General features: G+C 60.8%; 30 protein-coding genes. 27 read left to right on the top strand and 3 right to left on the bottom strand.

The window, feature by feature from the left end; genetic code table 11:
* Nucleotides 1-3 precede the first annotated feature (3 nt).
* Entirely contained in the window at nt 4-2436 is a 2433-nt protein-coding gene (locus tag AADW57_RS02505) for a 3-hydroxyacyl-CoA dehydrogenase/enoyl-CoA hydratase family protein (protein ID WP_445819171.1), read from the bottom strand.
* A 538-nt stretch (nt 2437-2974) separates the two neighbouring features.
* On the opposite strand from AADW57_RS02505, the gene AADW57_RS02500 reads away from it, so the two are divergent.
* From AADW57_RS02500 to tatC, 21 genes are all read left to right on the top strand, one after another.
* A complete protein-coding gene (locus tag AADW57_RS02500; RefSeq protein WP_341668481.1) occupies nt 2975-3799 on the top strand; it encodes an ABC transporter ATP-binding protein in 825 nt (274 codons plus the stop codon).
* Nucleotides 3796-4581 carry a lipid asymmetry maintenance ABC transporter permease subunit MlaE gene (mlaE, locus tag AADW57_RS02495; protein WP_341668480.1) on the top strand — a complete coding sequence of 262 codons (786 nt, stop codon included), beginning with the start codon at nt 3796-3798 and terminating at the stop codon, nt 4579-4581. Before AADW57_RS02500 ends, mlaE begins: the two co-directional genes overlap by 4 nt.
* Nucleotides 4582-4602: 21 nt before the next feature.
* Nucleotides 4603-5085 carry an outer membrane lipid asymmetry maintenance protein MlaD gene (gene mlaD, locus AADW57_RS02490; RefSeq protein WP_341668479.1) on the top strand — a complete coding sequence of 161 codons (483 nt, stop codon included), beginning with the start codon at nt 4603-4605 and terminating at the stop codon, nt 5083-5085.
* Between the two features lie 35 nt (nt 5086-5120).
* Nucleotides 5121-5903 (top strand): MlaA family lipoprotein, encoded by a 783-nt coding sequence (locus AADW57_RS02485; protein WP_341668478.1) that lies wholly within the window; start codon nt 5121-5123, stop codon nt 5901-5903.
* 41 nt (nt 5904-5944) lie between these two features.
* On the top strand, nt 5945-6604 hold the full coding sequence (locus AADW57_RS02480) for an MlaC/ttg2D family ABC transporter substrate-binding protein (protein ID WP_341668477.1): 660 nt from the start codon (nt 5945-5947) through the stop codon (nt 6602-6604).
* Between the two features lie 192 nt (nt 6605-6796).
* Nucleotides 6797-7588 (top strand): ABC transporter ATP-binding protein, encoded by a 792-nt coding sequence (locus tag AADW57_RS02475; RefSeq protein WP_341668476.1) that lies wholly within the window; start codon nt 6797-6799, stop codon nt 7586-7588.
* 95 nt (nt 7589-7683) lie between these two features.
* A complete protein-coding gene (locus tag AADW57_RS02470) occupies nt 7684-8442 on the top strand; it encodes an ABC transporter permease (RefSeq protein WP_341669642.1) in 759 nt (252 codons plus the stop codon).
* 5 nt (nt 8443-8447) lie between these two features.
* Nucleotides 8448-8696, top strand: a complete 249-nt coding sequence (locus AADW57_RS02465) for a BolA family protein (RefSeq protein WP_341668475.1) — start codon at nt 8448-8450, stop codon at nt 8694-8696.
* Entirely contained in the window at nt 8689-9951 is a 1263-nt protein-coding gene (gene murA / locus AADW57_RS02460; RefSeq protein ID WP_341668474.1) for a UDP-N-acetylglucosamine 1-carboxyvinyltransferase, read from the top strand. The genes AADW57_RS02465 and murA overlap by 8 nt, the downstream gene beginning before the upstream one ends.
* Complete coding sequence (hisG, locus tag AADW57_RS02455; protein ID WP_341668473.1) at nt 9948-10631, top strand: ATP phosphoribosyltransferase; 684 nt, start codon at nt 9948-9950, stop codon at nt 10629-10631. Before murA ends, hisG begins: the two co-directional genes overlap by 4 nt.
* A gap of 67 nt (nt 10632-10698) precedes the next feature.
* On the top strand, nt 10699-12003 hold the full coding sequence (gene hisD, locus AADW57_RS02450) for a histidinol dehydrogenase (protein ID WP_341668472.1): 1305 nt from the start codon (nt 10699-10701) through the stop codon (nt 12001-12003).
* Between the two features lie 24 nt (nt 12004-12027).
* The gene (hisB, locus tag AADW57_RS02445; protein WP_341668471.1) at nt 12028-12615 is read left to right on the top strand and encodes an imidazoleglycerol-phosphate dehydratase HisB; all 588 of its coding nucleotides are present in this window, start codon (nt 12028-12030) and stop codon (nt 12613-12615) included.
* 20 nt (nt 12616-12635) lie between these two features.
* Nucleotides 12636-13316 (top strand): imidazole glycerol phosphate synthase subunit HisH, encoded by a 681-nt coding sequence (gene hisH, locus AADW57_RS02440; RefSeq protein ID WP_341668470.1) that lies wholly within the window; start codon nt 12636-12638, stop codon nt 13314-13316.
* A gap of 73 nt (nt 13317-13389) precedes the next feature.
* On the top strand, nt 13390-14130 hold the full coding sequence (gene hisA, locus AADW57_RS02435; protein WP_341668469.1) for a 1-(5-phosphoribosyl)-5-[(5-phosphoribosylamino)methylideneamino]imidazole-4-carboxamide isomerase: 741 nt from the start codon (nt 13390-13392) through the stop codon (nt 14128-14130).
* A complete protein-coding gene (gene hisF / locus AADW57_RS02430) occupies nt 14127-14918 on the top strand; it encodes an imidazole glycerol phosphate synthase subunit HisF (RefSeq protein ID WP_341668468.1) in 792 nt (263 codons plus the stop codon). Before hisA ends, hisF begins: the two co-directional genes overlap by 4 nt.
* Complete coding sequence (gene hisI, locus AADW57_RS02425) at nt 14918-15322, top strand: phosphoribosyl-AMP cyclohydrolase (protein ID WP_341668467.1); 405 nt, start codon at nt 14918-14920, stop codon at nt 15320-15322. The genes hisF and hisI overlap by 1 nt, the downstream gene beginning before the upstream one ends.
* Complete coding sequence (locus AADW57_RS02420) at nt 15319-15672, top strand: phosphoribosyl-ATP diphosphatase (RefSeq protein WP_341668466.1); 354 nt, start codon at nt 15319-15321, stop codon at nt 15670-15672. Before hisI ends, AADW57_RS02420 begins: the two co-directional genes overlap by 4 nt.
* Nucleotides 15673-15757: 85 nt before the next feature.
* Entirely contained in the window at nt 15758-16126 is a 369-nt protein-coding gene (locus AADW57_RS02415; protein ID WP_341668465.1) for a histidine triad nucleotide-binding protein, read from the top strand.
* Between the two features lie 12 nt (nt 16127-16138).
* Nucleotides 16139-16372 (top strand): Sec-independent protein translocase subunit TatA, encoded by a 234-nt coding sequence (tatA, locus tag AADW57_RS02410; RefSeq protein WP_341668464.1) that lies wholly within the window; start codon nt 16139-16141, stop codon nt 16370-16372.
* A 20-nt stretch (nt 16373-16392) separates the two neighbouring features.
* Entirely contained in the window at nt 16393-16920 is a 528-nt protein-coding gene (gene tatB, locus AADW57_RS02405) for a Sec-independent protein translocase protein TatB (RefSeq protein ID WP_341668463.1), read from the top strand.
* A complete protein-coding gene (gene tatC / locus AADW57_RS02400; protein ID WP_341668462.1) occupies nt 16917-17684 on the top strand; it encodes a twin-arginine translocase subunit TatC in 768 nt (255 codons plus the stop codon). The genes tatB and tatC overlap by 4 nt, the downstream gene beginning before the upstream one ends.
* Before the next feature lie 9 nt (nt 17685-17693).
* Here tatC and AADW57_RS02395 read toward each other — a convergent pair whose 3' ends face one another.
* Nucleotides 17694-18860 (bottom strand): S1C family serine protease, encoded by a 1167-nt coding sequence (locus AADW57_RS02395; RefSeq protein ID WP_341668461.1) that lies wholly within the window; start codon nt 18858-18860, stop codon nt 17694-17696.
* Nucleotides 18861-18885: 25 nt separating this feature from the next.
* Between AADW57_RS02395 and AADW57_RS02390 the strand changes: the two genes are divergently transcribed.
* Nucleotides 18886-19662 carry a Nif3-like dinuclear metal center hexameric protein gene (locus AADW57_RS02390; protein WP_341668460.1) on the top strand — a complete coding sequence of 259 codons (777 nt, stop codon included), beginning with the start codon at nt 18886-18888 and terminating at the stop codon, nt 19660-19662.
* Between the two features lie 190 nt (nt 19663-19852).
* Here the strand turns inward: AADW57_RS02390 and mscL are convergent, their stop codons facing one another.
* Nucleotides 19853-20302: a large conductance mechanosensitive channel protein MscL gene (gene mscL, locus AADW57_RS02385; protein ID WP_341668459.1), complete on the bottom strand. Its 450-nt coding sequence runs from the start codon at nt 20300-20302 to the stop codon at nt 19853-19855.
* 124 nt (nt 20303-20426) lie between these two features.
* On the opposite strand from mscL, the gene petA reads away from it, so the two are divergent.
* From petA to AADW57_RS02360, 5 genes are all read left to right on the top strand, one after another.
* Complete coding sequence (gene petA, locus AADW57_RS02380; RefSeq protein WP_341668458.1) at nt 20427-21071, top strand: ubiquinol-cytochrome c reductase iron-sulfur subunit; 645 nt, start codon at nt 20427-20429, stop codon at nt 21069-21071.
* 49 nt (nt 21072-21120) lie between these two features.
* The gene (locus tag AADW57_RS02375; protein WP_341668457.1) at nt 21121-22509 is read left to right on the top strand and encodes a cytochrome b; all 1389 of its coding nucleotides are present in this window, start codon (nt 21121-21123) and stop codon (nt 22507-22509) included.
* A gap of 19 nt (nt 22510-22528) precedes the next feature.
* Entirely contained in the window at nt 22529-23383 is an 855-nt protein-coding gene (locus AADW57_RS02370; protein WP_341668456.1) for a cytochrome c1, read from the top strand.
* A gap of 127 nt (nt 23384-23510) precedes the next feature.
* Nucleotides 23511-24119, top strand: a complete 609-nt coding sequence (locus AADW57_RS02365; protein WP_341668455.1) for a glutathione S-transferase N-terminal domain-containing protein — start codon at nt 23511-23513, stop codon at nt 24117-24119.
* A 7-nt stretch (nt 24120-24126) separates the two neighbouring features.
* Nucleotides 24127-24552, top strand: a complete 426-nt coding sequence (locus AADW57_RS02360) for a ClpXP protease specificity-enhancing factor (protein ID WP_341668454.1) — start codon at nt 24127-24129, stop codon at nt 24550-24552.
* Nucleotides 24553-24622: the final 70 nt, after the last annotated feature.

Genomic DNA, 24622 nt, shown 5'->3' with positions numbered 1-24622 from the left:
GGCTTAATTGCGCACCGGCTTGCCGGTGGTCAACATGCCGGTAATCCGTTCCTGCGTCTTGGGCGAATTGAGCAGCTCCAGAAAGGCCTGCCGCTCCTGGGCCAGCATCCATGCCTCGTCGACCAGCGAACCCGGATCGACATCGCCCCCGCAGATCACGGTGGCAACCTGTTCGGCAACGCGAAAGTCGTAATCGGAAATAAATCCGCCCACCTGCATGTTCAGCAACTGCGCCTTGAGCGTGGCAATGCCATCGCGCCCGGCCACCGGAAAGCGGGACGGCAGGGGCGCGCGCCATCCGGCGCAGGCCAGCGCCTGCGCCTGGCGCACCGCCACATACAGCAGTTCGTGGCGATTCATGACGATGGTGTCGGATTCGCGCAGATAGCCGATCTGGCGCGCCTCCAGAGCGGAACGCGACACCTGGGCACCCGCCACCGCCAAGGCAAAACGCTTCAGATAAGCCAGCAAAGGCGCATCCGGCGCACCCTGCGCCTGCAACTCGGCTGCACGACGCGCGCAATAGGCCAGCCCGCCGGCCCCCGGAACCAGACCTATGCCCACTTCCACCAGCCCGATATAACTTTCAAAATGCGCCACGCGGTGCGCGCAATGGACGGCCAGCTCACAACCGCCTCCCAAGGCCAGCCCGGCCAGCGCCGCGACCACCGGCACCTGGGCGTAGCGCAGGCGCAGCACCATGTCCTGCATCTCGCGTTCTATGGGTTCAACCGCCGCCACACCGCGCTGCTCGAACAGCGGCAATATGGCTTTCAAATCCGCGCCGGCCGAAAAAGGCTCGCCGGACTGGGCAATGACCAGAGCCTGAAAAGACGCCTGCGCCAGCTCCACCGCCTTGACCAGACCGCGCACCACGCCCGGGCTCAAGGTATGCATCTTGGTCTTGAACGACACAATCAGCACATCCTGCGGATGGGGCGCGGGCAAGGTCCAGCAACGCACGGACTCGTCCTCGAACACGGTGCGTGTCTCCAGCGTATCCACTTCGCCCACCAAGAGCGGCGCGCCGATCTGACGTTCATACACCGACAACAGGCTGCGGCCTTCAAAACGGCTTTGCGCCGGATTCCATGAACCGGCCGCGGTATGCACGCCCTGCGCCTCCCAGACCGGGCCGCGCGTTGCCCAATCGGGCAAGGGCTGACGGCTCAAGGCCTTGCCATCCTCGATGTCCTGGGCAATCCACTGAGCTACCTGACGCCAGCCTGCCGACTGCCAGATCTCGAAAGGCCCCTGTTTGTGGCCAAAGCCCCATTTCAGGGCCAGATCCAGCTGGCGGGCATTATCGGCAATGTCCTGCAGATGCACCGCGCTGTAATGGAAGGTGTCACGCAGCACCGCCCAGACAAATTGGGCCTGCGGATGCGAGGACTCGCGCAGCAGGCGCAGACGCTCGGTCGGATCGCGCTGCGCCAGGATGGCGGCGACGTCAGGATCTATCGCCTGGTCGGCCGCCACATAATCGCGCTGCCGGACGTCGAAACGCTGAATGTCGCGGCCCTTCTTGCGGAAAAAACCTGCCCCCGACTTCTGGCCCAAGGCACCGGCATCGATCAAGCCCTGGACTTCGGGCGGCAAGCCGAAATAATCATGAAAACTATCGTCGGGCAATTGGTCCTGCATGGTGCGGATGACATGGGCCAGGGTATCCAGACCCACCACATCGGCCGTGCGGTACGTGCCGGACTTGGCGCGACCCAGTCGCGTGCCGGTCAGCTCGTCCACCTGCTCGTAGCTCAGCCCGAAGCGGCGCGCCTGTTCAAACACAGACAATATACCGAACACACCGATGCGGTTGCCGATAAAGTTAGGCGTATCCTTGGCGCGCACCACACCCTTGCCCAGTTGCGACACCAAAAAGGTTTCCAACGTATCCAGCAGTTCGGGCCGGGTGTAGCGGGTGGCGATCAGCTCGACCAGGTTCATATAGCGCGGCGGATTGAAAAAGTGCACGCCGCAGAAACGATGCCTCAAGTCTTCGGGCAACACATCGGCCAAAGACGTAATGGACAGCCCGGACGTATTGCTGGCAATGATGGCCTGCGGATGCAGCGCAGGAGCAATCTTGCGGTACAGATCCTGTTTCCAGTCCAGGCGCTCGGCAATGGCCTCGATGACCAGGTCGCAATCACCCAGCCGCTCCAGGTCGTCCTCGTAGTTGGCCGGTTCGATCAGATCAGCCAGCTCCGGCGCGCCCAAAGGTGACGGATTCATCTTGCGCAAATGGGCGATGGCACGCGTGACCACGCCGTTCTTGGGCCCCTCACGGGCGGGCAGATCGAAAAGTACCACCGGTATGCCTGCATTCACGCAATGGGCGGCAATCTGCGCCCCCATGACGCCGGCACCGCAAACGGCCACCCGGCGCAAGCCGCGGGCCGCGCCCGTAAACGCACTGGAAGAACTCGATGTCATAGCTTCGTCTCCAAAAAACCAGGACTCTGCGCCGTGGAACGCGACAGCGGACGCTCTGCGCTGCGCAGCAACCCAATAATCGTACACGCTGAATCCGCTTTTCAAGCATCTTGTTTCTTTAATTTTTAAACAAAGCTGGATTCAAATCAAATGCTGTCCATCCGATGGCCATGCCGTGCGCCTTTTCATCTCAAAATCCTACTTAATCGCAAGCCACGGAAAATTCAAACAATAGTTTCAATTTCTTTTATTTCAATCAATTAAAAGCGTTTTCCACCCATTTGAGTTTACCTTTACAAGCCAGCCTTACACTCTTCTCCCCCCATGAAAAACACGCCCCGATCTTTTTTTTCTAATTATTTTTTTCTGCTTTTTATTTAATTTCTATTTATTTTTTTATTCTCCGATATTTCAAACAAGGTACTGGAAAGCCGCGCTTGGCGGGTGCCTGACAGTATGGATTGAACGCGTTTACATTGAGCTGAACAGACAGCAGACGGTACAATGGCAGGTCCATTTCCCCGACCTTGCCCGCCCAATGGCCGAAAATACTGACCAAGCCGTACTAAAACTGGACTGCGCCTCGCTGGGCTACGGGTCCTTTACTGTGCTGTCGGACATCTCCATGTCGGTGCACAAAGGGCAGGTCGTTGCCATGATGGGCGGCTCGGGTTCCGGAAAAACAACACTGCTGCGCGCCGCAACCGGCCAGATCACAGCCCAGAAAGGCGTGGTCATGGCATTTGGCCAGGATATGGCCCAACTGGGCGGCGAACAATTACGTCGCACCCGCCAGCGCATGGGCGTGCTGTTCCAGCAAGGTGCCTTATTTACCGACCTGAACGTATTCGAGAACGTCGCTTTTCCCTTGCGCGAACTCACCCGCATTTCCGAAGCACAGATACAAGAACGCGTTCTAGATAAATTAAATGCCGTGGGCCTGCGCGCCGCTGCCCACCTGGGCATCAGCGAAATATCCGGGGGCATGGCGCGCCGCGTGGCCCTGGCGCGCGCCATTGTGCTGGAACCCGAACTGATTCTGTACGACGAGCCCTTCGCCGGGCTAGACCCGATTTCCATGGGTATTACCGCGCAGTTGATCCGCAACCTGACGGACCGCCTGAACTGCGCGTCGGTGCTGATCACCCACGATGTACCCGAGTCCTTCTCCATCTCCGACCAGGTCTATATCGTGGGCCAGGGGCGGCTTATCGCCCAGGGCGCACCCGCCCAACTGCGCGAATCCGCCGATCCGTATGTGCGGCAGTTTCTGCACGGCGAACCGGACGGCCCTATCGCCTTCAACTACCCCGTCACCCCGGCCTTCGAAGCCTGGCTCAAAAACCGGACGACGCACTCATGAATCTGCTCACCCGTCCCATCGCCTCCATGGGGGCAGCCATACGCGACAGCATCTTCGGCTTGGGTGCCTTCAGCCGCTTGCTGGTCAACCTGCTGGCGCGCTCCTCGCTGCTCTGGCAGCGGCCACGCCTGGTTTCGCAACAAATTCATTTCATTGGCAACTATTCGCTGCTGATCATCGCCGTATCCGGCCTGTTCGTCGGCTTCGTATTGGGCCTGCAGGGCTACTACACCCTGAACCGCTATGGTTCCGAAGAAGCGCTTGGCCTGCTGGTGGCCCTGTCGCTGGTGCGCGAACTGGGGCCGGTGGTCACCGCCTTGCTGTTTGCGGGCCGCGCCGGCACCTCGCTGACCGCCGAGATCGGCCTGATGAAAGCCGGCGAACAGATCGCCGCCATGGAAGTCATGGCCGTGGACCCGCTGCGCCGCCTACTGGTGCCGCGCCTGTGGGGCGGCATTATTGCCATGCCTATTCTGGCCGCCGTTTTCTCCATGGTGGGCATTCTGGGCGGCTACGTCGTCGGTGTACTCATGATAGGCATTGATGCCGGCTCGTTCTGGTCCCAGATGCAAAACGGCGTGGATGTCATCGACGATGTGCTCAACGGCTTCATCAAAAGCGTGGTCTTTGGCATTATCGTGACCCTGATTGCACTGTATATGGGCTGGAACGCCAAGCCCACCCCCGAAGGCGTCTCGCGCGCCACCACCCGCACGGTCGTCAGCGGCGCGCTGGCGGTGCTGGGCACGGACTTCCTGCTAACCGCCCTTATGTTCAGTTAATTATTTAGGAAACGCTCAGTTATGAATCGCGAGAAAACCGATTTCTGGGTTGGCCTGTTCGTCTTTCTGGGCCTGGCCGCACTGGCATTCCTGGCCCTGCGCGCCGGCAACCTCAGCACGTTTTCGCTGACCCAGCAGACCTACCAGGTCTCGGCCAAATTCGACAATATAGGCGGCCTGAAGCCGCGCGCGCCCATCAAGGCCAGCGGCGTCGTGGTGGGACGTGTCGGTGCCATCAGCTTTGACAATATGGACTTCAAAGCCGTCGTCACCCTGGACATGAACGATCAGTACAAATTCCCGGCCGACACATCGGCCTCGATCCTGACCTCCGGCCTGCTGGGCGAACAGTACATTGGGCTGACGGCCGGCGGCGACGACAAAGACCTTCAAAACGGCGGTACTATTGCCTATACGCAAAGTGCCGTGGTGTTGGAAGAGCTGATCAGCAAGTTCCTCTACAGCTCCGCCGCCAAAGAAGGCGGCCAAGACTCAAAGAACTGAAGCGCCGCCCGCCGCTCAATACAAGACTTAACATCATGACTACAACTGCAAATCGCCGCTCCTTCGCGCTGCCCCGCGCTGCCCGCCTGGGCCTGATCAGCACGACAGCTGTGCTGGCCGTGGGTTGCGCCAGCGTGCCCCACCCCAACCCCAACGATCCTTGGGAAGGCATGAACCGCGGCATCCAGACCTTTAACGACAATGTGGACGGCGCGCTCATCAAGCCCATCGCCGAAGGCTATACGGCTCTTACGCCTAAACCTGTGCGCACCTGCGTCAGCAATATTTTCAACAATATGGCCGATGCCTGGTCCGCAGTGAATAGCTTTTTGCAGGGCGAGCACATCGACTTCTTCAACACGCTGGGCCGTGTGCTGTTCAACTCCACCATGGGGCTGGGAGGCTGTATCGACGTCGCGTCCATGAACGGTTCGCGCCGCATCGAAAACGATTTCGGCGTCACCCTGGGTGTATGGGGCATCAAGCCCGGACCATACATCGTCGTGCCTTTCCTTGGCCCCAGCACGGTTCGCGATGCCGCCGCGCGCGGCACCAGCTTCTTTGAAGGCTTCTCGTCCACCGGCCCCATCATGGCCATCCGCGACGTTCCTGTGCGCAACAGCCTCATGGGCTTGTGGGCCGTGGACGCGCGCGCCGGACTGCTGGACGCAGAAAAACTTGTTAACGACATCGCCCTTGACCGCTACAGCTTCATCCGCGACGCTTACCTGCAACGTCGCAACAGCATGGTCCAGTCGCGTCGCGCCGGCGACAGCGCCGAACAGACGCTGCCCGATTACTCGGATGCCGACGAATAACACACGGTCCGACCCTTTTTCCTGAATCTGGAGTTTTTTGCATGAACCTACGTCCCGCCGCTGGCGGGACTGCTTTGCAGTCCCGCATGTTCACCTGGCTTCTGGCCGTATGCGCCGTTCTGGCACTGTGCCTGCATACCGTCGCCCAGGCCCAGTCCGTGGACCCCAAAGCCGCTCCCAACGCCTTTGTGCAAGCAGTGGGCGACAAAGCCCTGCAAGTCGTCAAGGACAGCAATGCCATTCGCAACGGCGATCGCAGCGCCATCATGCATGCCGTCGACCAATACATTCTGCCTTACGTCAATCTGGAAAAAACCACGCGCCTGGCTGCCGGCCGCTACTGGCGCCAGGCAAGCCCAGAACAGCGCCAGCAACTGACCGACGCCTTCAAGGGCACGCTAGTGCGCACATACAGCGGCGCACTGTCCCGCGTGGACGACAAGACCCTGCTGAACATGCTGCCTTTCCGTGGCGATGCCAATGCCGACGACGTGGTCGTGCGCTCCTCGCTGACCCAGGCCAACGGCGCGCCCGTCGGCGTGGACTACCGCCTGGAAAAAACATCCGACGGCTGGAAAATCTACGACCTGAATGTGGAAGGCATCTGGCTGATCCAGAACTACCGCAACCAGTTCTCTCAGCAAATCGAGCAGACCGGCATCGATGGCCTGATCCAGGCGCTGAACAAGCAAAACCAGTAACAGACGGCACGGCAGGCGGCTGCCACAGGCACACTCTGGTCATGAGCCTATAATCAGACCAGAGTCGTACCCTATAATAAACAGCCTGACCACCGCCGCCACCGGGCAGGCGTATCTGCGCCAGCCCGGCTTTTGCCACAGGAACACCTGGGCGGCGCTTTGCATACTTGCGTCAGGCCAACCGTAAACGCCATGTCCGCCCTTAAACTCGATAACGTCAGCAAACGCTTTGCGTCCCGGCCCCGGGGCTTGAAAAGCCTGTTTTCCTCTCCCAATCCCGACACCGGCTTTCTGGCCGTCGATCAGGTCAGCCTGACGATAGAGCAAGGCGAGTTTTTCGGCCTGCTCGGCCCCAACGGTGCCGGCAAGACCACCCTGATTTCCATGCTGGCCGGTCTGACCCAACCGAGCAGCGGCCAGGTCAGCGTCTGTGGCTACGATGTGCGCACCCAGTATCAGCAGGCGCGCCGTTCGCTGGGCGTGGTCCCCCAAGAAATCGTCTACGATCCGTTTTTCACCGTGCGCGAGACATTGCGTCTGCAATCGGGCTACTTCGGCCTGAAAAAAAACGACGACTGGATCGACGAAATCCTGGCCAACCTGGCCCTGACCGACAAAGCCGACGCCAATATGCGCGCGCTGTCCGGTGGCATGAAACGCCGCGTGCTGGTTGCCCAGGCGTTGGTACACCGCCCGCCCGTCATCATCCTGGACGAACCGACCGCCGGCGTGGACGTGGACCTGCGCCGCACGCTGTGGGAATTCATCATCCGCCTGAATCAGCAAGGCCACACCATTTTGCTGACCACGCACTACCTGGAAGAAGCCGAAGCCCTGTGCGGGCGTCTGGCCATGCTCAAAAGCGGCCACATCGTTGCCCTGGACACCACCCAGGCCATTATGGAGCGTGCCGGCGGCACCGACCTGGAGGACGCATTCGTGCGCATCATGCACAACGAAGGAAAAATGGGAGTGGCCCTATGAACCAGCCCGCCTCCCCCAAGCACTGGGGCGTGCCCCAACACACCGATGCCGCCGCGCCGCGCCCCGGCACCATCACCCCGCCCGCACAGCCGGCGATGGGCTCGGGCTTTCCCACATTGCTGCGCAAAGAGCTGCTGCGCTTTTGGAAAGTCGCCTTCCAGACCATTGCCGCGCCGGTGCTGACGGCGCTGATGTACCTGCTGATCTTTGCCCATGTGCTCGAAGGCCGCGTCACGGTATACGATTCCGTGCCCTATACGGCCTTCCTGATACCCGGCCTGATGATGATGAGCATGTTGCAAAATGCCTTTGCCAACCCCTCTTCCTCGCTGATCCAGAGCCGCATCACCGGCAATCTGGTGTTCATCCTGCTGCCGCCGCTCTCGCACCGCGAAATTTTTTCGGCCTATCTGCTGGCCGCCATCGCGCGCGGCCTGTGCGTGGGGCTGTGCGTCTGGGCGATTTCGCTGTTCTTTGTACAGTTACCCATCGCCAATCCGCTGTGGATTCTCGTCTTTGCCGTGATGTCCTGCGGGATCATGGGCACGCTGGGCCTGATCGCCGGCCTGTGGTCGGAGAAATTCGACCAGTTGGCCGCCTTCCAGAACTTTCTGATCATGCCGGCCACCTTTCTGTCCGGCGTGTTCTACTCCATCCACAGCCTGCCGCCTTTCTGGCAGACTGTCTCGCACTGGAACCCGCTCTTCTATACCATCGATGGTTTCCGCTACGGCTTTTTCGCCGCTTCGGACGTCTCCCCCTGGTTCAGCTTTGCCGTCGTCGCCGGCGTCTTTGCAGTGCTGTGCCTGATTTCGCTACGCCTGCTCGCATCAGGCTACAAATTACGGAATTGATCCCCATGTTGCCGACCCCCGAACAAGTACGCCAATACATTGCCGACAACCTGCCCTGTGAACACCTGCACGTGGACGGCGACGGCTCACACTTCGAAGCCCTGATCGTCAGCCCCGCCTTTGAAGGCAAGCGCCTGATCGCCCGCCACCAACTGGTCTACAAAGCACTGGGCGATCGCATGAAGGCCGAGATCCACGCCTTGTCCATGCGCACCCTGACCCCCGACGAATACAAGGCCAATCCGAATGGATAAACTACGCATCCTGGGCGGCCAACGCCTGAACGGCGAAATCTCCGTCTCCGGCGCCAAAAACGCCGCCCTGCCCATTCTGTGCGCCAGCCTGCTGACCGCCGATACCGTGGTGCTGGACAATGTGCCACGCCTGCGCGACATCGACACCACCCTGAAGCTGCTGGGCCAACTGGGCGTCAAGAAAGAGCGCAACGGCACCCTGGCCTTGAATGCAGCCAACATCACCAGCCTGGAAGCGCCCTACGAACTGGTCAAAACCATGCGCGCCTCCATTCTGGTGCTGGGCCCGCTGCTGGCCCGCTTCGGAGAAGCGCGCGTCAGTCTGCCCGGAGGCTGCGCCATCGGCCAGCGTCCGGTCGACCAGCACATCAAAGGGCTGGCGGCCATGGGCGCGGAAATCCACGTCGAGCACGGCTTTGTCAACGCGCGCGCCAAGCGCCTGCGCGGGGCGGTCGTGCGCACCGACATGGTCACCGTCACCGGCACGGAAAACCTGATGATGGCGGCGGTGCTGGCCGAGGGCCAGACCATTCTGGAGAACGCCGCCCGCGAACCGGAAATCATCGATCTGGCCGAGTTGCTCATCAAAATGGGCGCGCGCATTCAAGGCCACGGCACCGACCGCATCGTCATCGACGGCGTGGAACGCCTGCACGGGGCCGAACACCGCATCTGCCCGGACCGCATCGAAGCCGGCACCTTTCTGTGCGCCGTAGGCGCAACCGGCGGCGAACTGGTCCTGCGCAATACCGACGCCCAGGCCATGGGTGCCACACTGGACAAGCTGCGCGAAGCCGGCCTGCACATCGAAACCGGACCAGACTGGATCAAAGGTTCCATGCAGGGCCGCCCCCAGCCGGTCAACTTCCGCACCAGCGAATACCCCGGTTTTCCCACGGACATGCAGGCCCAGTTGATGGCCCTGAACACGATGGCCGATGGCACATCGTCCGTCGTGGAAACCATTTTCGAAAACCGCTACATGCACGTCCAGGAACTGAACCGCCTGGGCGCGCATATCGACATCGACGGCCACATGGCCGTGGTCAAAGGCGTACCCTACCTGACCGGTGCCACCGTCATGGCAACCGACCTGCGGGCTTCGGCCAGCCTGGTCATTGCCGGCCTGGCGGCACGCGGCGAAACCACGGTCGAGCGCATCTACCACCTGGACCGTGGCTACGACCGCATGGAAGCCAAGCTCCAGGCCGTGGGCGCGCAGATCGAGCGCATCAGCAGCAAGGAAACCGCATGAGTCCCGCCAGCATTAACGCCCCCCTGACGCTGGCCCTGTCCAAGGGCCGCATCTTCGACGAAACCCTGCCTTTGCTGGAAGAGGCGGGAATCAAAGTGCTGGAAAGCCCGGAGACCTCCCGCAAGCTGATCCTGCCCACCAACAATCCAAACCTGCGTCTGATCATCGTGCGCGCCTCGGACGTGCCCACCTATGTGCAATACGGCGCGGCGCACATCGGCATTGCCGGCAAAGACGTGCTGTACGAGCACATGGAACAGCACCCCGGCGGCCTGTACCAGCCGGTGGACCTGAACATTGCCCGCTGCCGCCTGTGCGTGGCCACGGCCGAAGGCTTTGACTACCACTCTGCCGTCAAGCAAGGTTCGCGCCTGCGCATTGCTACCAAATACACCCGCGCGGCGCGCGAGCACTTCGCCAGCAAGGGAGTCTACGTCGACCTGATCAAGCTGTATGGCTCGATGGAACTGGCACCGCTGGTCGGGCTGGCTGACGCCATCGTGGACCTGGTCTCCAGCGGCGGCACGCTGCGTGCCAACAAGCTGGTCGAAGTGGAAGAGATCACCACGATCTCCTCGCGCCTGATCGTCAATCAGGCCGCCCTGAAGAACCGTGGCCCGCAGTTGCAACCCCTGATCGACGCCTTCTCGCGCGCCTCGGTGGAGCACGAGTCCGCCTAAGGTCGGCTCTGCCGCCGGCAAAACGGTATACACTGCCTGTTAAACCTTTGTTTTTCTCTATAGCGTCATGCCACTGATCCATCGCCTGAATGCCGAATCCGCCCAGTTCGATGCCGAACTGCGTTCGCTGCTGGCCTACGAGGCCGCCGAAGACGAATCCATCGAACAGGCCTGTACCGATATCCTGCATCGCATCCAGCACGAAGGCGATGCCGCGCTGCTGGACTACACGCGCCGTTTCGACCGTCTGGACGTCACGCATGCAGCCGCGCTGGAAATCCCGCAAGCCGAACTGCAGGCCGCGCTGAACGGGCTGCCCGCCGATCAGCGGCAGGCGCTGGAGCAGGCCGCCGAACGCGTGCGCCGCTACCACGAACACCAGCGGGCCGAAACCTGGACCTATACCGAGCCGGACGGCACGGTGCTGGGTCAGCAAGTCACCCCCCTGGATCGCGTCGGCCTGTATGTGCCCGGCGGCAAGGCAGCCTACCCATCGTCGGTACTGATGAACGCCATTCCGGCCAAGGTGGCCGGCGTTCCCGAGCTGATCATGGTCACGCCCACGCCCGACGGCGTACGCAACCCCATCGTGCTGGCCGCCGCTGCCCTGGGCGGCGTGGACCGCGTGTTCACCATCGGCGGCGCGCAGGCAGTGGGCGCGCTGGCTTACGGCACGGACACCATTCCCGCCGTGGACAAGATCGTCGGCCCGGGCAATGCGTATGTCGCTTCGGCCAAGCGCCGCGTCTTCGGCGTGGTGGGCATAGACATGATCGCCGGCCCCAGCGAAATCCTGATCATCAGCGACGGCAGCGCGCCGGCCGACTGGGTCGCCATGGACCTGTTCTCGCAAGCCGAACACGACGAACTGGCCCAGGCCATCTTGCTGTGTCCGCACGCCGACTACCTGGACCAGGTTCACGCCGCCATCGAACGCCTGCTGCCCACCATGCCGCGTGCCGACATCATCCGCCGCAGCCTGTCGGGCCGGGGTGCCCTGATCCAGGTCCGCGATCTGGATCATGCCTGTCAGATCAGCAACCGCATCGCGCCGGAACACCTGGAAGTGTCCACGCGCAATGCCCAGGAACTTCTGGGCAAACTGCGCCATGCCGGTGCCATTTTCCTGGGTCCTTACAGCTCTGAATCGCTGGGCGATTACTGTGCGGGCCCGAACCATGTCCTGCCCACGGCGCGCACCGCGCGCTTCTCCTCGCCCCTGGGCGTCTACGATTTCCAGAAACGCAGCAGCATCATCCAGGTTTCGGAAGCAGGCGCACAGACGCTGGGACCCATCGCCGCCACGCTGGCCCAAGGCGAAGGGCTTCATGCCCACGCCGCCAGCGCGCAATTCCGACTGAACCAATCCTGATACCGGCCTTGCCGCCGGCCTGATATGCGTACCGCCGAAATAACCCGCAATACCAACGAAACCCGCATCCGCGTAGCCATCAACCTGGACGGCACCGGCCGCCACAGCCTGAACAGCGGCGTGCCTTTTCTGGACCACATGCTGGACCAGATCGCCCGCCACGGCCTGATCGACCTGGACGTACACTGTGAAGGCGACACCCACATCGACGACCATCACACCGTCGAGGACATCGGCATCGCCCTGGGCCAGGCCTTTGCCAAAGCCGTGGGCAGCAAAGCCGGCCTGCGCCGCTACGGTCATTCCTACGTGCCACTGGACGAAGCCTTGTCGCGCGTGGTCGTGGACTTTTCCGGCCGTCCCGGTCTGTTTTATTTTCTGCCCTTCACCCGCGCACGGATCGGCCAGTTCGATGTAGACTTGACTCGCGAGTTTTTCCAGGGATTCGTCAACCACGCCCTGGTGACTCTGCACATCGATAACCTACGCGGCGAAAACGCACATCACCAGTGCGAAACCGTGTTCAAAGCCTTTGGCCGAGCATTGCGGATGGCGCTGGAGCTTGATCCACGCAGCGAAGGCGTAGTGCCTTCGACCAAAGGGGTTCTGTAACCTTCCTTCGGCCATCCATCGTGACAACCATCGCCATTGTCGATTACGGCTCGGGCAACATTTTCTCCGTTGCCCGCGCACTTAGCGCCGCCGCGCCCAACGATCGCGTCATTCTTGCCCAAACCCCCCAGGCCATCCTGGATGCCGACCGGGTCGTGCTGCCCGGCCAGGGAGCCATGCCCGATTGCATGCGCCACCTGGACGAATCGGGCCTGCGCGATGCGCTCATAACAGCGGCCCGCAGCAAGCCGCTGCTGGGCATCTGCGTAGGCGAACAAATGCTGTTCGAGGCCAGCGACGAAGGCAACGTGCCCTGCCTGGGCCTGATGCCCGGACGCGTGCGTCATTTCCAAGGCGAAGGCTACAAGACGACCAGCGACAGCCACCAGCAGGACGGTCTCCAAGCCAACGCCCGAATGACCGGCCCCCTGAAAGTGCCCCATATAGGCTGGAATCGCGTTCACCAGAGCCGCAGCCACCCACTGTGGGCCGGCATTCCCGATGGTTCCTATTTCTATTTTGTGCATAGCTATTTCGCCCAACCTTCTGATCCAGACCAAATATGCGGCACCAGCCAATACGGCCAACGCTTTACCTCGGCGGTAGCAACCGCTAATATTTTCGCGGTGCAGTGCCATCCCGAGAAAAGCGCGGACAATGGCCTGCAACTGTTCCGGAACTTCGCTCACTGGAAACCTTGATACCAATTACCGTTCCACGGCGTCTTTCCATTCATCAGACCCTGTATCTCTTACGTTTTTACGGCTAAAGACCATGCTTTTGATCCCCGCCATCGACCTCAAAGACGGGCGTTGCGTGCGCCTTCGCCAGGGCGACCTGGACGATGCAACTGTTTTCTCCGATGATCCGGCCCAAATAGCGACACAATGGCTGGAATCAGGGGCCCGCCGTCTGCATCTGGTGGACCTGAACGGAGCCTTCGCCGGCAAACCCAAGAACGGAGAAGCCATCAAATCCATCCTGAAAGCCATCGACGGTGAAATTCCCGTGCAGATCGGCGGCGGCATCCGCGATCTGGACACCATCGAGCGCTATCTGGACGCCGGCCTGACCTACGTCATCATCGGCACCGCCGCTGTAAAAAGCCCCGGCTTTCTGCAGGACGCCTGCAGCGCCTTTCCCGGCAGCATCATCGTTGGCCTGGACGCGCGCGACGGAAAAATCGCCACCGACGGCTGGAGCAAACTGACCCGCCACGACGTGCTGGATCTGGCCAAAAAGTTTGAAGACTACGGCTGCGAGTCCATCATCTACACCGACATCGGCCGCGACGGCATGCTCTCAGGCGTCAATATCGAAGCCACGGTGCGTCTGTCCCAACACGTCAAGATTCCCGTCATCGCCTCGGGCGGCGTCACCGACCTGAAAGACATCGAAGCCTTGTGCGCCGTCGAGTCCGAAGGGGTAGAAGGCGTCATTCTGGGCCGCAGCATCTACGAGGGCACGCTGGACTTCGCCCAGGCCCAGGAATACGCCGACGAGTACCAGGCATGAGCCAGGATACCCTCAGCGAACTGTCTTGCCGCATCATCCCCTGCCTGGACGTGACCGCCGGGCGGGTAGTCAAGGGCGTCAACTTCGTGGATCTGGTCGATGCCGGCGACCCCGTCGAAATCGCCCGCCAGTACAACGAACAAGGCGCGGACGAACTGACCTTTCTGGACATCACCGCCACCTCGGACAACCGCGACCTGATTCTGCCCATCATCGAGGAAGTCGCCAGCCAGATATTCATCCCCTTGACGGTGGGTGGCGGCGTGCGCGAAGTGGCCGATGTGCAGCGTCTGCTCAACGCCGGTGCCGATAAAGTCTCCATCAACAGCGCCGCCATCAGCAATCCCGATCTGGTGCGTGCCGCCAGCGACCGCCACGGCAATCAATGCATTGTGGTGGCCATCGACGCACGCCGGGTCAGCGCCGACGGTGAACCGGCCCGCTGGGAAGTCTTTACCCACGGCGGACGCCGCGCCACCGGGCTGGATGTGGTGGAATGGGCTGTGCGCATGGCCGACTACGGTGCTGGCGAACTGCTGCTGACCAGCATGGACCGCGACGGCACCAAGTCCGGCTTCGACCTGGAACTGACCCGTGCGGTCTCCAATGCCGTATCCGTGCCCGTCATCGCTTCTGGCGGTGTAGGCGGACTGCAGGACCTGGCCGACGGCGTCCTTCAAGGCGGTGCCAGCGCCGTGCTGGCCGCCAGCATCTTCCACTACGGACAACACACCATCGCCCAGGCCAAAGACTTCATGGCCGCCCAGGGCATACAGGTACGCCGCTAATGTCTACCCTACCCGCCTGGCTGGCCCAGGTCCGATTCGACGAGCAGGGCCTGATCCCCGCCATCGCCCAAGACAAGGCCAGCGGAAAAATCCTGATGGTTGCCTGGATGAACCAGGAATCGCTGCACGAAACCGCCAGCACGCGCCGCGCCGTGTACTGGTCGCGTTCGCGCCAGCGCCTGTGGCGCAAAGGCGAAGAATCCGGCCATGTCCAGCACGTCTCGGACATCCGCCTGGACTGCGACGGCGATGTCATTTTACTGACTGTCGAGCAAGTGGGCCATATCGCCTGCCACACTGGCCGCGAAAGTTGCTTTTTCCGCCAGCTACAAGGCCAGGACGAACAGGCGCAGTGGGTCATCACCGACCCGGTCCTGAAAGATCCGGAGCACATCTACCGATGAGCCAAGCACTCAATCCCGACACCATTCTGGACCATCTGGGCCGTACCCTTAAATCGCGCCTGCCGGCCCAGGGCGGCGACCCGGCCTCGTCCTACGCAGCCAAGCTGTTCGCCAAGGGTCCCGATGCCTTTCTGAAGAAAATCGGCGAAGAAGCCACGGAACTGGTCATGGCCGCCAAGGACGAACAGCGCGACCGCATTGTCAGCGAAACAGCCGACCTGTGGTTTCACAGCCTGGTCGCCCTGACCTATTATGGTCTGGAGCCACGCGACGTGCTGGCCGAGCTGGTACGCCGCGAAGGCACGTCCGGCCTGGTCGAAAAAGCCGCCCGCACGCCTGACCAGTTGTAATCCTGTCATCTGATCGCGCTACACTGTTCGGATATACCGCCCTGAAACAGGCCCTCCTGCCGGGCCTTCTGCCACCGAGGTTTCCATGAGCGAAAATTGCCTCTTTTGTAAAATCGCCGCAGGTGCCATACCCGCCAAGAAACTCTTCGAAGACGACGATTTCCTGGCCTTTCACGACATCAACCCGGCGGCCCCTGTCCATATACTGCTTATTCCCAAGAAACACGTGCAGTCCCTGCAAACGATTTCTCCCGAAGACAGTGTATGGTTAGGTAAAATGTTGGCCATGGCTCCGGCTTTGGCTGCGCAGGCAGGTTGTCGTCCCGGCCCCGAAGGCGGCTTTCGCGTCGTGCTCAACAACGGCCTGGACGGCGGGCAGGAAATCAATCATTTACATATGCACATTCTGGGCGGTCCTCGTCCATGGGCAGATCGCGCAGCCGTAGCTGCATAACGGAGATACATTATGGGTAGCTTTAGCATTTGGCACTGGCTGGTCGTCCTGGTCATCGTCGCCCTCGTTTTCGGCACCAAGAAACTGCGCAATATCGGCTCGGACCTGGGCGGCGCGGTCAAAGGCTTTAAAGAGGGCATGAAAGACGTCAACGACGACGGCAAGACGCCCGAATCGGTCAGCCAACGCGCTGCCGACCCTCAGACCATCGACGTGCAGGCCAAGGAAAAATCCGATCGCGCCTGATCGTTTCTGTGTGAGCTTCAATGTTTGATGTCAGCTTTACCGAGTTAATCATCATCGGCGTGGTCGCCCTGATCGTCATCGGTCCGGAACGCCTGCCCAAGGTGGCTCGCACAGCGGGGCACCTGCTCGGCCGTGCGCAGCGCTATGTCAGCGAGGTCAAGTCCGACATTCAGCGCGAAATCAATCTGGACGAGGTCAACAAGCTCAAGGACCAGATGGAGGAGGCTGCCCGTTCCGTGCGCACCTCCGTCCAGGACACGGGCAAAAGCCTGAGCGAACCACTGGATCAGGCGCGCGACGCGCTGCAGCAGGCGTCCGATTCGGCCCGTAGCGCCTTATCGACTCAGCCGGCGGCCCAAGCCACCGGACAGCCGGAAACGCCCGGCGCGACAACGCCCGCGCCGGCAAGCGACGTCACAGATAAGGCCGCATCCGCAGACAGCCCGGTGGATGCGACCCAGACGACATCCGCGCCATCGGCCGCCCCTGCGGCTTCGGACACGCCGGCGCACGCTCCCGCCCACATCTCCAAAGGACCGTCGGCATGAGCACCGAAGCCCCACAGGAAGACACCTTCATCTCCCACCTGGTCGAGCTGCGCACCCGCCTGTTACGCGCCGTTGGCGCTGTCGTGGGCATTTTCGTGGTGCTGTTCATATACCCAGGCGCATCGGCCATATACGATGTGCTGGCTCAACCCATGATGGCCTCCTTGCCCGAAGGCACCCGCATGATCGCCACCGGCGTCATCACGCCCTTCATGGTGCCCGTCAAGGTCACCCTGATGGCCTCTTTCGTGCTGGCTCTGCCCGTGGTGCTCTACCAGGCCTGGGCCTTCATTGCTCCCGGCCTGTACAACCACGAAAAAAAGCTGGCCCTGCCGCTGATCCTTACCAGCACACTGCTGTTCATGGCGGGCATGGCTTTTTGTTACTTCGTGGTGTTCCGCACGGTGTTTCACTTCATCGCCACCTTTGCACCGCAATCGATCACACCGGCACCGGATATCGAAGCCTACCTGGGCTTTGTCATGACCATGTTCATGGCCTTCGGCATCACCTTTGAAGTCCCCATTGCAGTCATTCTGCTGGTCAAGACCGGCGTGGTCACCGTAGCCAAGCTGCGCGAAATCCGCGGCTACGTCATTGTGGGCGCATTTGTCATCGCCGCCATCGTCACCCCACCCGATGTGGTCAGCCAACTGCTGCTGGCCGCGCCCCTGTGCCTGCTGTACGAACTAGGCATACTGGCCGCCAGTCTCATCAAAAAGCGCGAAACGCCGGAAAGCGAAGGCCGCGAACTGGAACTGTAAGCTGCTGCGTTAACGGTGCCGCGCTACTGGCCTGGCGCCGACCCGGACCGTCAATTCCAAAGGCTTGCCGTCGCGCAGCACAGACAGCGTAACCGCCTGACCAGGTTTGATCGGCGCAATCTGGTTCAGCAAACCAATAGAATCGGTCACCGTCTGCCCATTAAAACGCAGCACGATATCCCCGACCCGCATCCCAGCCTGATCGCCAGGCCCCTGGTGCTGCAGGCTGGCGATAATGACGCCTTCTTCGCTGTTCAAGCCAAACGCCTGCAGCAGATCGGGCGTAATGTCTTGCGGCTCCATGCCCAGCCAGCCCCGCGTCACTGCGCCTGTCCGCACGATCTCGTCCATAATGGCCAAGGCGGTCGTGGCTGGAATCGCAAAACCTATGCCCAGCGATCCACCTGTCTCGGAGTAAATGGCGGTATTGATGCCCACCAGACGTCCCAGGGCATCGACCAGCGCGCCGCCTGAATTGCCCGGATTAATGGCCGCATCCGTCTGAATGAAGTTTTCGTAGATATTAATGCCCAGGCGATTGCGCCCCAGGCCGGACACGATGCCCATCGTGGTAGTCTGGCCCACGCCGAACGGATTGCCGATGGCCAGCACCACATCGCCCACCCGCAGATCGGCACTGCTCCTGGCGGCAATGGCCGTCAAGTCGGGTAAATCCACCTTCAGCACGGCCAGATCGCTTTCCGGATCGGCACCGATCAGCCGCGCCCTGGACTGTCGCCCGTCCGCCAAGGCAATCTCGATGGCATCCGCCGCTTCAATCACGTGGTAATTGGTCAGAACAAAGCCGTCCTCGTGTACGATCACCCCCGAACCCAGATTCGTATTGGGGCGGCGCTCGATCAGATCGGGCAACTCCCGGAACAGGCGATTAAGCTCGGGGTCCTGAAACGGCGACACATTGCCGTCCAGATGCTTACTGGTGTACACATTGACCACAGCCGGGGCGGCGCTGGCCACCGCCTGCGCATATGACAGCGGAGCCTGGGCTGGCAACGCCGGCGGCGGGCTGGCCGGCACCGGCCTTGCTACTGGCGCAGCCGGGCGAACGGCCGGCAGGGGCGCTCCCAGCCACTGCGGCCGCAAAGTTGCCACAATAAAAAAGCCTGCCAAACAGACCGTCACCGCTTGAGCAAATACCAGCCACAATCGACGCATAGCACTCATTCAGATAAGGATTTTCATGACTCAGGTTTCAACTGCCGATCTGGCCCGCTGGCTGGACACCACCTTGGATGCAGCCCGCTTCAAAGACTACTGCCCCAATGGCCTGCAGGTCGAAGGCAAACCTGTCATCCGCAAGCTGGTCACCGGCGTCACCGCTTCGCTGGCCTTGGTGGATGCCGCCATCGAACGCCAGGCCGACGCCATCCTGGTGCACCACGGCTGGTTCTGGAAAAACGAGAACCCCTGTGTGCGCGGCCCCAAGAAAACACGCCTGGAACGCGTCCTGCAACACCAGATTAACCTGCTGGGCTACCACTTGCCCCTGGACGCCCACCCTGAACTGGGCAACAACGCCCAGCTAGGACGCCTGCTGGGCATCACCCCGTGGCTGAACGAACAAGGCCAACCCCAAACCTGCGGCCCGGATGGACTGGTCTGGCTGGGTGAGTTGCCCCAACCCGTTTCCCTCGAAACCTTTCGCCTGACAGTTTGCAGTAATTTACAACGCGAGCCACTTGTTGTTGGGGATTTACAACAAAACATACGCCGTATCGCCTGGTGCACCGGCGGTGCCCAAGGCTTCATCGATGCCGCCATCCAAGCCGGGGCCGACCTGTACATCACCGGCGAAGCCTCCGAGCAAACCTACCACAGCGCCCAGGAAAACGGCATTGCTTTCATGGCGGCCGGCCACCATGCCACCGAACGATACGGTGCCAAGGCCTTGGGCGAGCACATCGCCCGTCACTTTGGCATCGAGGTGGAATTCATCGATCTGGACAATCCTGTCTAAATACCCGAAAACCGCCACCGGCATGACGTTAAACAAGGTTTGATGCGGCCGACAGCTAGACAAGCCCTGGCCAGAAAGGGCTAAAATCAGGCATCCGGCCAAGGCTGACTTGGCCTTGCCGGCTGGTATGCACGAACAAGAAAGGGTGCCATGCGGCACCCTTGTTGTACGCCTTGAACAGACAAGGTCTTTATTTTTTCAGCGAATCCCGGATTTCGCGCAGCAACAGCACGTCTTCGGGGGTTGGCGCAGGGGCGGCTTCTTCCTTTTTGACCACCGAGTCACGCATGCGATTGACCATCTTGACCATGCAGAACACCACAAAGGCCAACAAGACGAAGTTGATCAGAATGGTCAGGAAGTTACCCCACGACAAAATAACGGCACCTGCCTTGCTCAGGGCATCGAATGTTTCTGGACCGGTATAGCCTTCGGGCAGACGCAAGACCGCGAAACGATTGGTAAAATCGACTTCGCCGCCCAGAATGAAACTGATGACGGGCATGATGATGTCCTTCACCAGCGAATCGATGATTTTGCCGAATGCGGCACCGATGATGACCCCGACCGCGAGGTCTATCATGTTGCCCTTAACCGCAAACTCCCGGAATTCCTGGAGAAAACCTCGAGCCTTGTTCATATGTTCACCTTTGTTCAAGTCATGCTGTGCTGGGTAACGCTATAATACGCGGTTGAATAATATACCCAGGCCCAAATCCGTAAATTGTGGTATGCCCGAATCGGGCAGGAATAAGGATACTAGAATGAGTCAGATTACGACACAGCCCGATGACATAGGCGCGGTTGACCCCAACCTTCCGCCCGATCCTTCGCGCCGCACCTGGGTCGCCACCGCCTGTGCGTTAGGTGGTGTCGCTGGTGTGGCCACTGCTGTTCCTTTCGTCAGCTCCTTTGCTCCGTCCGAAAAGGCCAAGGCCGCCGGCGCGCCCGTGGAAGTCGATATCTCCGGCATTGCGCCCGGCGAGATGCGCACGGTGGAATGGCGCGGCAAGCCGGTCTGGATTTTGCACCGCACCAAGGAACAACTGGCCGATCTGCCCAAACTGGATAGCCAACTGGCCGACCCAAACTCGGATCGCCCCGGCTACACCCCTGCCTACGCCAAGAACGAATACCGCTCGCGTCGCCCCGAAATCTTTATTTGTATCGGTATCTGCACCCACCTGGGTTGCTCGCCCACCCCCCACCTGGCTGCCGGTGCCGGCCCAGGCCTGCCCAGCGGCTGGGAAGGCGGCTTCCTGTGCCCCTGCCACGGTTCGACCTTCGACCTGGCCGGCCGCGTCTACAGCAACAAGCCCGCGCCCGACAACCTCGAAATCCCACCCTATCAGTTCTCGGCCGATGGCGCGAAAGTAACGATTGGCGTGGACGAAGACAACAAGGCCTAAGGCGGCTGTAACCCCATACGTATTCATTAAAAGATAAAGGAGCCGTTTCATGGCTGGCGAGAAAACCGTCGAAACGACAGGACTCTTGGGATGGATTGACAGGCGCTTTCCCCTGACATCCATGTACAAGGAGCACATGTCGGAATACTACGCTCCGAAGAACTTCAACTTCTGGTACTTCTTCGGTTCCCTGGCACTGCTGGTGCTGGTCATCCAAATCGTGACCGGGATTTTCCTGGTCATGAACTACAAACCCGATGCCAAGCTGGCCTTCGAGTCGGTCGAGTACATCATGCGTGAAGTGCCGGGCGGCTGGCTGATCCGCTACATGCACTCCACCGGTGCCTCCATGTTCTTCGTGGTGGTCTACCTGCACATGCTGCGCGGCCTGTTCTATGGTTCCTACCGCAAGCCCCGCGAACTGGTCTGGATCTTCGGCGTGGCCATTTTCCTGTGCCTGATGGGCGAAGCCTTCATGGGCTACCTGCTGCCCTGGGGCCAGATGTCCTATTGGGGCGCACAGGTTATTGTGAACCTGTTCTCGGCCATCCCCTTCATCGGTCCTGACCTGGCCATCTTCATCCGCGGCGACTACGTGGTGTCCGACGCCACCCTGAACCGCTTCTTCGCCTTGCACGTCATCGCCATCCCGCTGGTCCTGCTGGGCCTGGTCGTGGCACACCTGATCGCTCTGCACGAAGTCGGCTCCAACAACCCCGACGGCGTAGAAATCAAGCAAGGCCCCAAGGACGCCCAAGGCCGTCCCCTGGATGGCATTCCTTTCCACCCCTACTACTCCGTACACGACATCCTGGGCGTGGCAGGCTTTCTGCTAGTTTTTGCAGCGATCCTGTTCTTCGCGCCTGAAATGGGTGGCTACTTCCTGGAGTTCAACAACTTCGCGCCGGCCGACCCTCTGAAGACGCCTCCGCACATCGCCCCGGTCTGGTACTTCACGCCGTTCTACTCCATGCTGCGCGCTACTACGGCCGATTTCACCTGGATTCTGGCTGGTGCCTCCGTCATCGCTGCCGCCGTGCTGTTCGTCAAAGGCAAGCTGCCCGGCATCTGGCGCCTGGCCGTGCCTGCCATCCTGATCGCCGTCGCTATCCTGTTCCGCCTCATCGACGCCAAGTTCTGGGGCGTGGTGGCCATGGGCGGCGCAGTCGTGATCCTGTTCTTCCTGCCCTGGCTGGATGCCTCGCCGGTCAAGTCGATCCGCTACCGTCCTACCTGGCACAAAGTGCTGTACGCGATTTTCATCGTCAACTTCCTGATCCTGGGTTACCTGGGCACGCAAGCCCCCAACGACCTGTTCAACCTGCTGAGCCAGATCGGCACCGTGATCTACCTGGCCTTCTTCCTGCTGATGCCGGTATGGAGCCGTTTGGGCACTTTCAAGCCCGAACCTGATCGCGTGACCTTCCGCCCTCACTAGGCCCACAACACGTAACGGAATGACCATGATTAAAAAATTGCTTGGCGCTCTGGCCCTGTCCCTGACCTGCACGGTGGCGGTGGCCGCCGAAGGCGGATACGCTCTGGAGCGCGCCCCCGACCGCATCAACGATATGGCAGCGTTGCAAAATGGCGCAAAGCTGTTCGTCAACTACTGTCTGAACTGTCATAGCGCCAATTCCATGCGCTATAACAAGCTCACCGAAATCGGCCTGACCGACGAGGAAATCAAGAAAAACCTGCTGTTCACCTCGGACAAAGTGGGCGATCTCATGAAGATCGCCATGACGCCGGAAATGGGCAAGAAATGGTTCGGTGCCGCACCGCCTGATCTGTCCGTAATCGCCCGCGCCAAATCCACCAACCTGGGTCCCAGCGGTGCCGATTACCTCTACACCTACCTACGCACCTTCTACCGCGACGCATCCCGCCCCACCGGCTGGGATAACCTCGTTTTCCCCAGCGTGGGCATGCCCCACGCCATGTGGGAGCGCCAGGGCGGCATGACGCTGCACCGCACGACCGTGGCCGAAGAAGCCAAGGACGACGGCAGCAAGCAGTGGGTCAAGACCACGGCCACCTACGACCCGTACGGCTTCTCGTCTATCACCAAAGAGCCGCTGGCCAGCTACACCGGCCATGCCACCGACTCCGTCAAGCTGGAACCAGTCAACGCCAAGCTGTCCGCCAAATACGACAGCGACGTTGCCGATCTGGCCAACTTCATGGACTGGATGGCTGAACCCGTCCAACTGGTGCGCAAGAAAATCGGCGTCGGTGTCATGCTGTTCCTGCTGCTGTTCTTCGCCGTTGCCTGGCGCCTGAACAGCGTGTTCTGGAAAGACATCAAGTAACACGCTATGCTAGACGGGCGGGCCGCCTGGCCTGCCCGGTTATCCTTTAGACCAGGCCCAGCCGTGCGGCCTAGCTCCTTGAGCCGTGAGGCTCTTGTTTTTATTTCTACGACTGGAATCCCATACCATGATGGTGCTCTACTCTGGAACGACCTGCCCCTTCTCGCAACGCTGCCGTTTCGTGTTGTTTGAAAAAGGCATGGATTTCGAGATTCGCGACATCGACTTGTACAACAAGCCTGAAGATATCGCCGTCATGAACCCCTACGGACAGGTACCCATCCTGGTCGAACGCGACCTGATCCTGTACGAATCGAACATCATCAACGAATACATCGACGAGCGCTTTCCGCACCCGCAACTGATGCCGGCGGACCCCACCATGCGCGCCCGTACCCGTCTGTTCCTGTACAACTTCGAAAAGGAACTGTTCGTGCACGTGACCGCCTTGGAAGATCGCCGCAACACCGATGCCAAGGTCCAGGAACAGGCCCGCCAGCAGATCCGCAATCACCTGGCCCAACTGGCCCCTATCCTGCTCAAGAACAAATACATGCTGGGCGAAGAGTTCTCCATGCTGGATGTGGCCATTGCCCCACTACTCTGGCGTCTGGACCACTACGGCATCGAACTGCCCAAGAGCGCCGCGCCCGTGCAAAAGTACGCCGAACGCGTGTTCTCGCGTCCTGCCTACATCGAAGCGCTGACGCCGTCCGAAAAAGTCATGCGTCGCTGATCCCATCATGCAAGAAACCTCGACCAAGCCCTACCTGCTGCGCGCCCTGCACGAATGGTGCACCGATAACGGTTACACGCCACACATCGTCGTTACCGTGGATGCCAATACCGTCGTGCCGCGCGGACACATCCAGGACGGCCAGATCACCCTGAACATCGGGCACCTGGCCACCAACCGCCTGACCCTGGGTAACGAGTACATTGAATTCCAGACCCGCTTTGGCGGCGTCACGGAAGACATTTTCGTACCTGTTGCCGCCGTGTCCGCCATCTACGCCCGCGAAACCGGCGCAGGCATGGGCTTTGACGTCGTGGAATCCGAACCCTACCCGGGCGACGATACCGCCGACGCCGCTCCCGACAGCCCCCCCGCCACTGCGGAAAGCACCAAGGACAGCGACAAGGTTTCGCATCTGAAGATCGTCAAGTAACACGCAGCAGCGCCCAAAAACAAGGCTCCCGATCGGGAGCCTTGTTTTTTTTAGACACAGCAGCAGACCT

Origin of the sequence: Alcaligenes sp. SDU_A2 (genome assembly GCF_038237375.1) — a bacterium.
In the GTDB taxonomy this organism is placed as follows: Bacteria; Pseudomonadota; Gammaproteobacteria; order Burkholderiales; family Burkholderiaceae_B; genus Alcaligenes.
This window is presented reverse-complemented; position numbering and strand designations above follow the sequence as displayed.

Bases quoted from the DNA above. Each gene is read 5' to 3' on its own strand.
- AADW57_RS02505 (WP_445819171.1), bottom strand. From the start codon at position 2,436: ATGACATCGAGTTCTTCCAGTGCGTTTACGGGCGCGGCCCGCGGCTTG.
- AADW57_RS02500 (WP_341668481.1), top strand. From the start codon at position 2,975: ATGGCCGAAAATACTGACCAAGCCGTACTAAAACTGGACTGCGCCTCG.
- mlaE (WP_341668480.1), top strand. From the start codon at position 3,796: ATGAATCTGCTCACCCGTCCCATCGCCTCCATGGGGGCAGCCATACGC.
- mlaD (WP_341668479.1), top strand. From the start codon at position 4,603: ATGAATCGCGAGAAAACCGATTTCTGGGTTGGCCTGTTCGTCTTTCTG.
- AADW57_RS02485 (WP_341668478.1), top strand. From the start codon at position 5,121: ATGACTACAACTGCAAATCGCCGCTCCTTCGCGCTGCCCCGCGCTGCC.
- AADW57_RS02480 (WP_341668477.1), top strand. From the start codon at position 5,945: ATGAACCTACGTCCCGCCGCTGGCGGGACTGCTTTGCAGTCCCGCATG.
- AADW57_RS02475 (WP_341668476.1), top strand. From the start codon at position 6,797: ATGTCCGCCCTTAAACTCGATAACGTCAGCAAACGCTTTGCGTCCCGG.
- AADW57_RS02470 (WP_341669642.1), top strand. From the start codon at position 7,684: ATGGGCTCGGGCTTTCCCACATTGCTGCGCAAAGAGCTGCTGCGCTTT.
- AADW57_RS02465 (WP_341668475.1), top strand. From the start codon at position 8,448: ATGTTGCCGACCCCCGAACAAGTACGCCAATACATTGCCGACAACCTG.
- murA (WP_341668474.1), top strand. From the start codon at position 8,689: ATGGATAAACTACGCATCCTGGGCGGCCAACGCCTGAACGGCGAAATC.
- hisG (WP_341668473.1), top strand. From the start codon at position 9,948: ATGAGTCCCGCCAGCATTAACGCCCCCCTGACGCTGGCCCTGTCCAAG.
- hisD (WP_341668472.1), top strand. From the start codon at position 10,699: ATGCCACTGATCCATCGCCTGAATGCCGAATCCGCCCAGTTCGATGCC.
- hisB (WP_341668471.1), top strand. From the start codon at position 12,028: ATGCGTACCGCCGAAATAACCCGCAATACCAACGAAACCCGCATCCGC.
- hisA (WP_341668469.1), top strand. From the start codon at position 13,390: ATGCTTTTGATCCCCGCCATCGACCTCAAAGACGGGCGTTGCGTGCGC.
- hisF (WP_341668468.1), top strand. From the start codon at position 14,127: ATGAGCCAGGATACCCTCAGCGAACTGTCTTGCCGCATCATCCCCTGC.
- hisI (WP_341668467.1), top strand. From the start codon at position 14,918: ATGTCTACCCTACCCGCCTGGCTGGCCCAGGTCCGATTCGACGAGCAG.
- AADW57_RS02420 (WP_341668466.1), top strand. From the start codon at position 15,319: ATGAGCCAAGCACTCAATCCCGACACCATTCTGGACCATCTGGGCCGT.
- AADW57_RS02415 (WP_341668465.1), top strand. From the start codon at position 15,758: ATGAGCGAAAATTGCCTCTTTTGTAAAATCGCCGCAGGTGCCATACCC.
- tatA (WP_341668464.1), top strand. From the start codon at position 16,139: ATGGGTAGCTTTAGCATTTGGCACTGGCTGGTCGTCCTGGTCATCGTC.
- tatB (WP_341668463.1), top strand. From the start codon at position 16,393: ATGTTTGATGTCAGCTTTACCGAGTTAATCATCATCGGCGTGGTCGCC.
- tatC (WP_341668462.1), top strand. From the start codon at position 16,917: ATGAGCACCGAAGCCCCACAGGAAGACACCTTCATCTCCCACCTGGTC.
- AADW57_RS02395 (WP_341668461.1), bottom strand. From the start codon at position 18,860: ATGCGTCGATTGTGGCTGGTATTTGCTCAAGCGGTGACGGTCTGTTTG.
- AADW57_RS02390 (WP_341668460.1), top strand. From the start codon at position 18,886: ATGACTCAGGTTTCAACTGCCGATCTGGCCCGCTGGCTGGACACCACC.
- mscL (WP_341668459.1), bottom strand. From the start codon at position 20,302: ATGAACAAGGCTCGAGGTTTTCTCCAGGAATTCCGGGAGTTTGCGGTT.
- petA (WP_341668458.1), top strand. From the start codon at position 20,427: ATGAGTCAGATTACGACACAGCCCGATGACATAGGCGCGGTTGACCCC.
- AADW57_RS02375 (WP_341668457.1), top strand. From the start codon at position 21,121: ATGGCTGGCGAGAAAACCGTCGAAACGACAGGACTCTTGGGATGGATT.
- AADW57_RS02370 (WP_341668456.1), top strand. From the start codon at position 22,529: ATGACCATGATTAAAAAATTGCTTGGCGCTCTGGCCCTGTCCCTGACC.
- AADW57_RS02365 (WP_341668455.1), top strand. From the start codon at position 23,511: ATGATGGTGCTCTACTCTGGAACGACCTGCCCCTTCTCGCAACGCTGC.
- AADW57_RS02360 (WP_341668454.1), top strand. From the start codon at position 24,127: ATGCAAGAAACCTCGACCAAGCCCTACCTGCTGCGCGCCCTGCACGAA.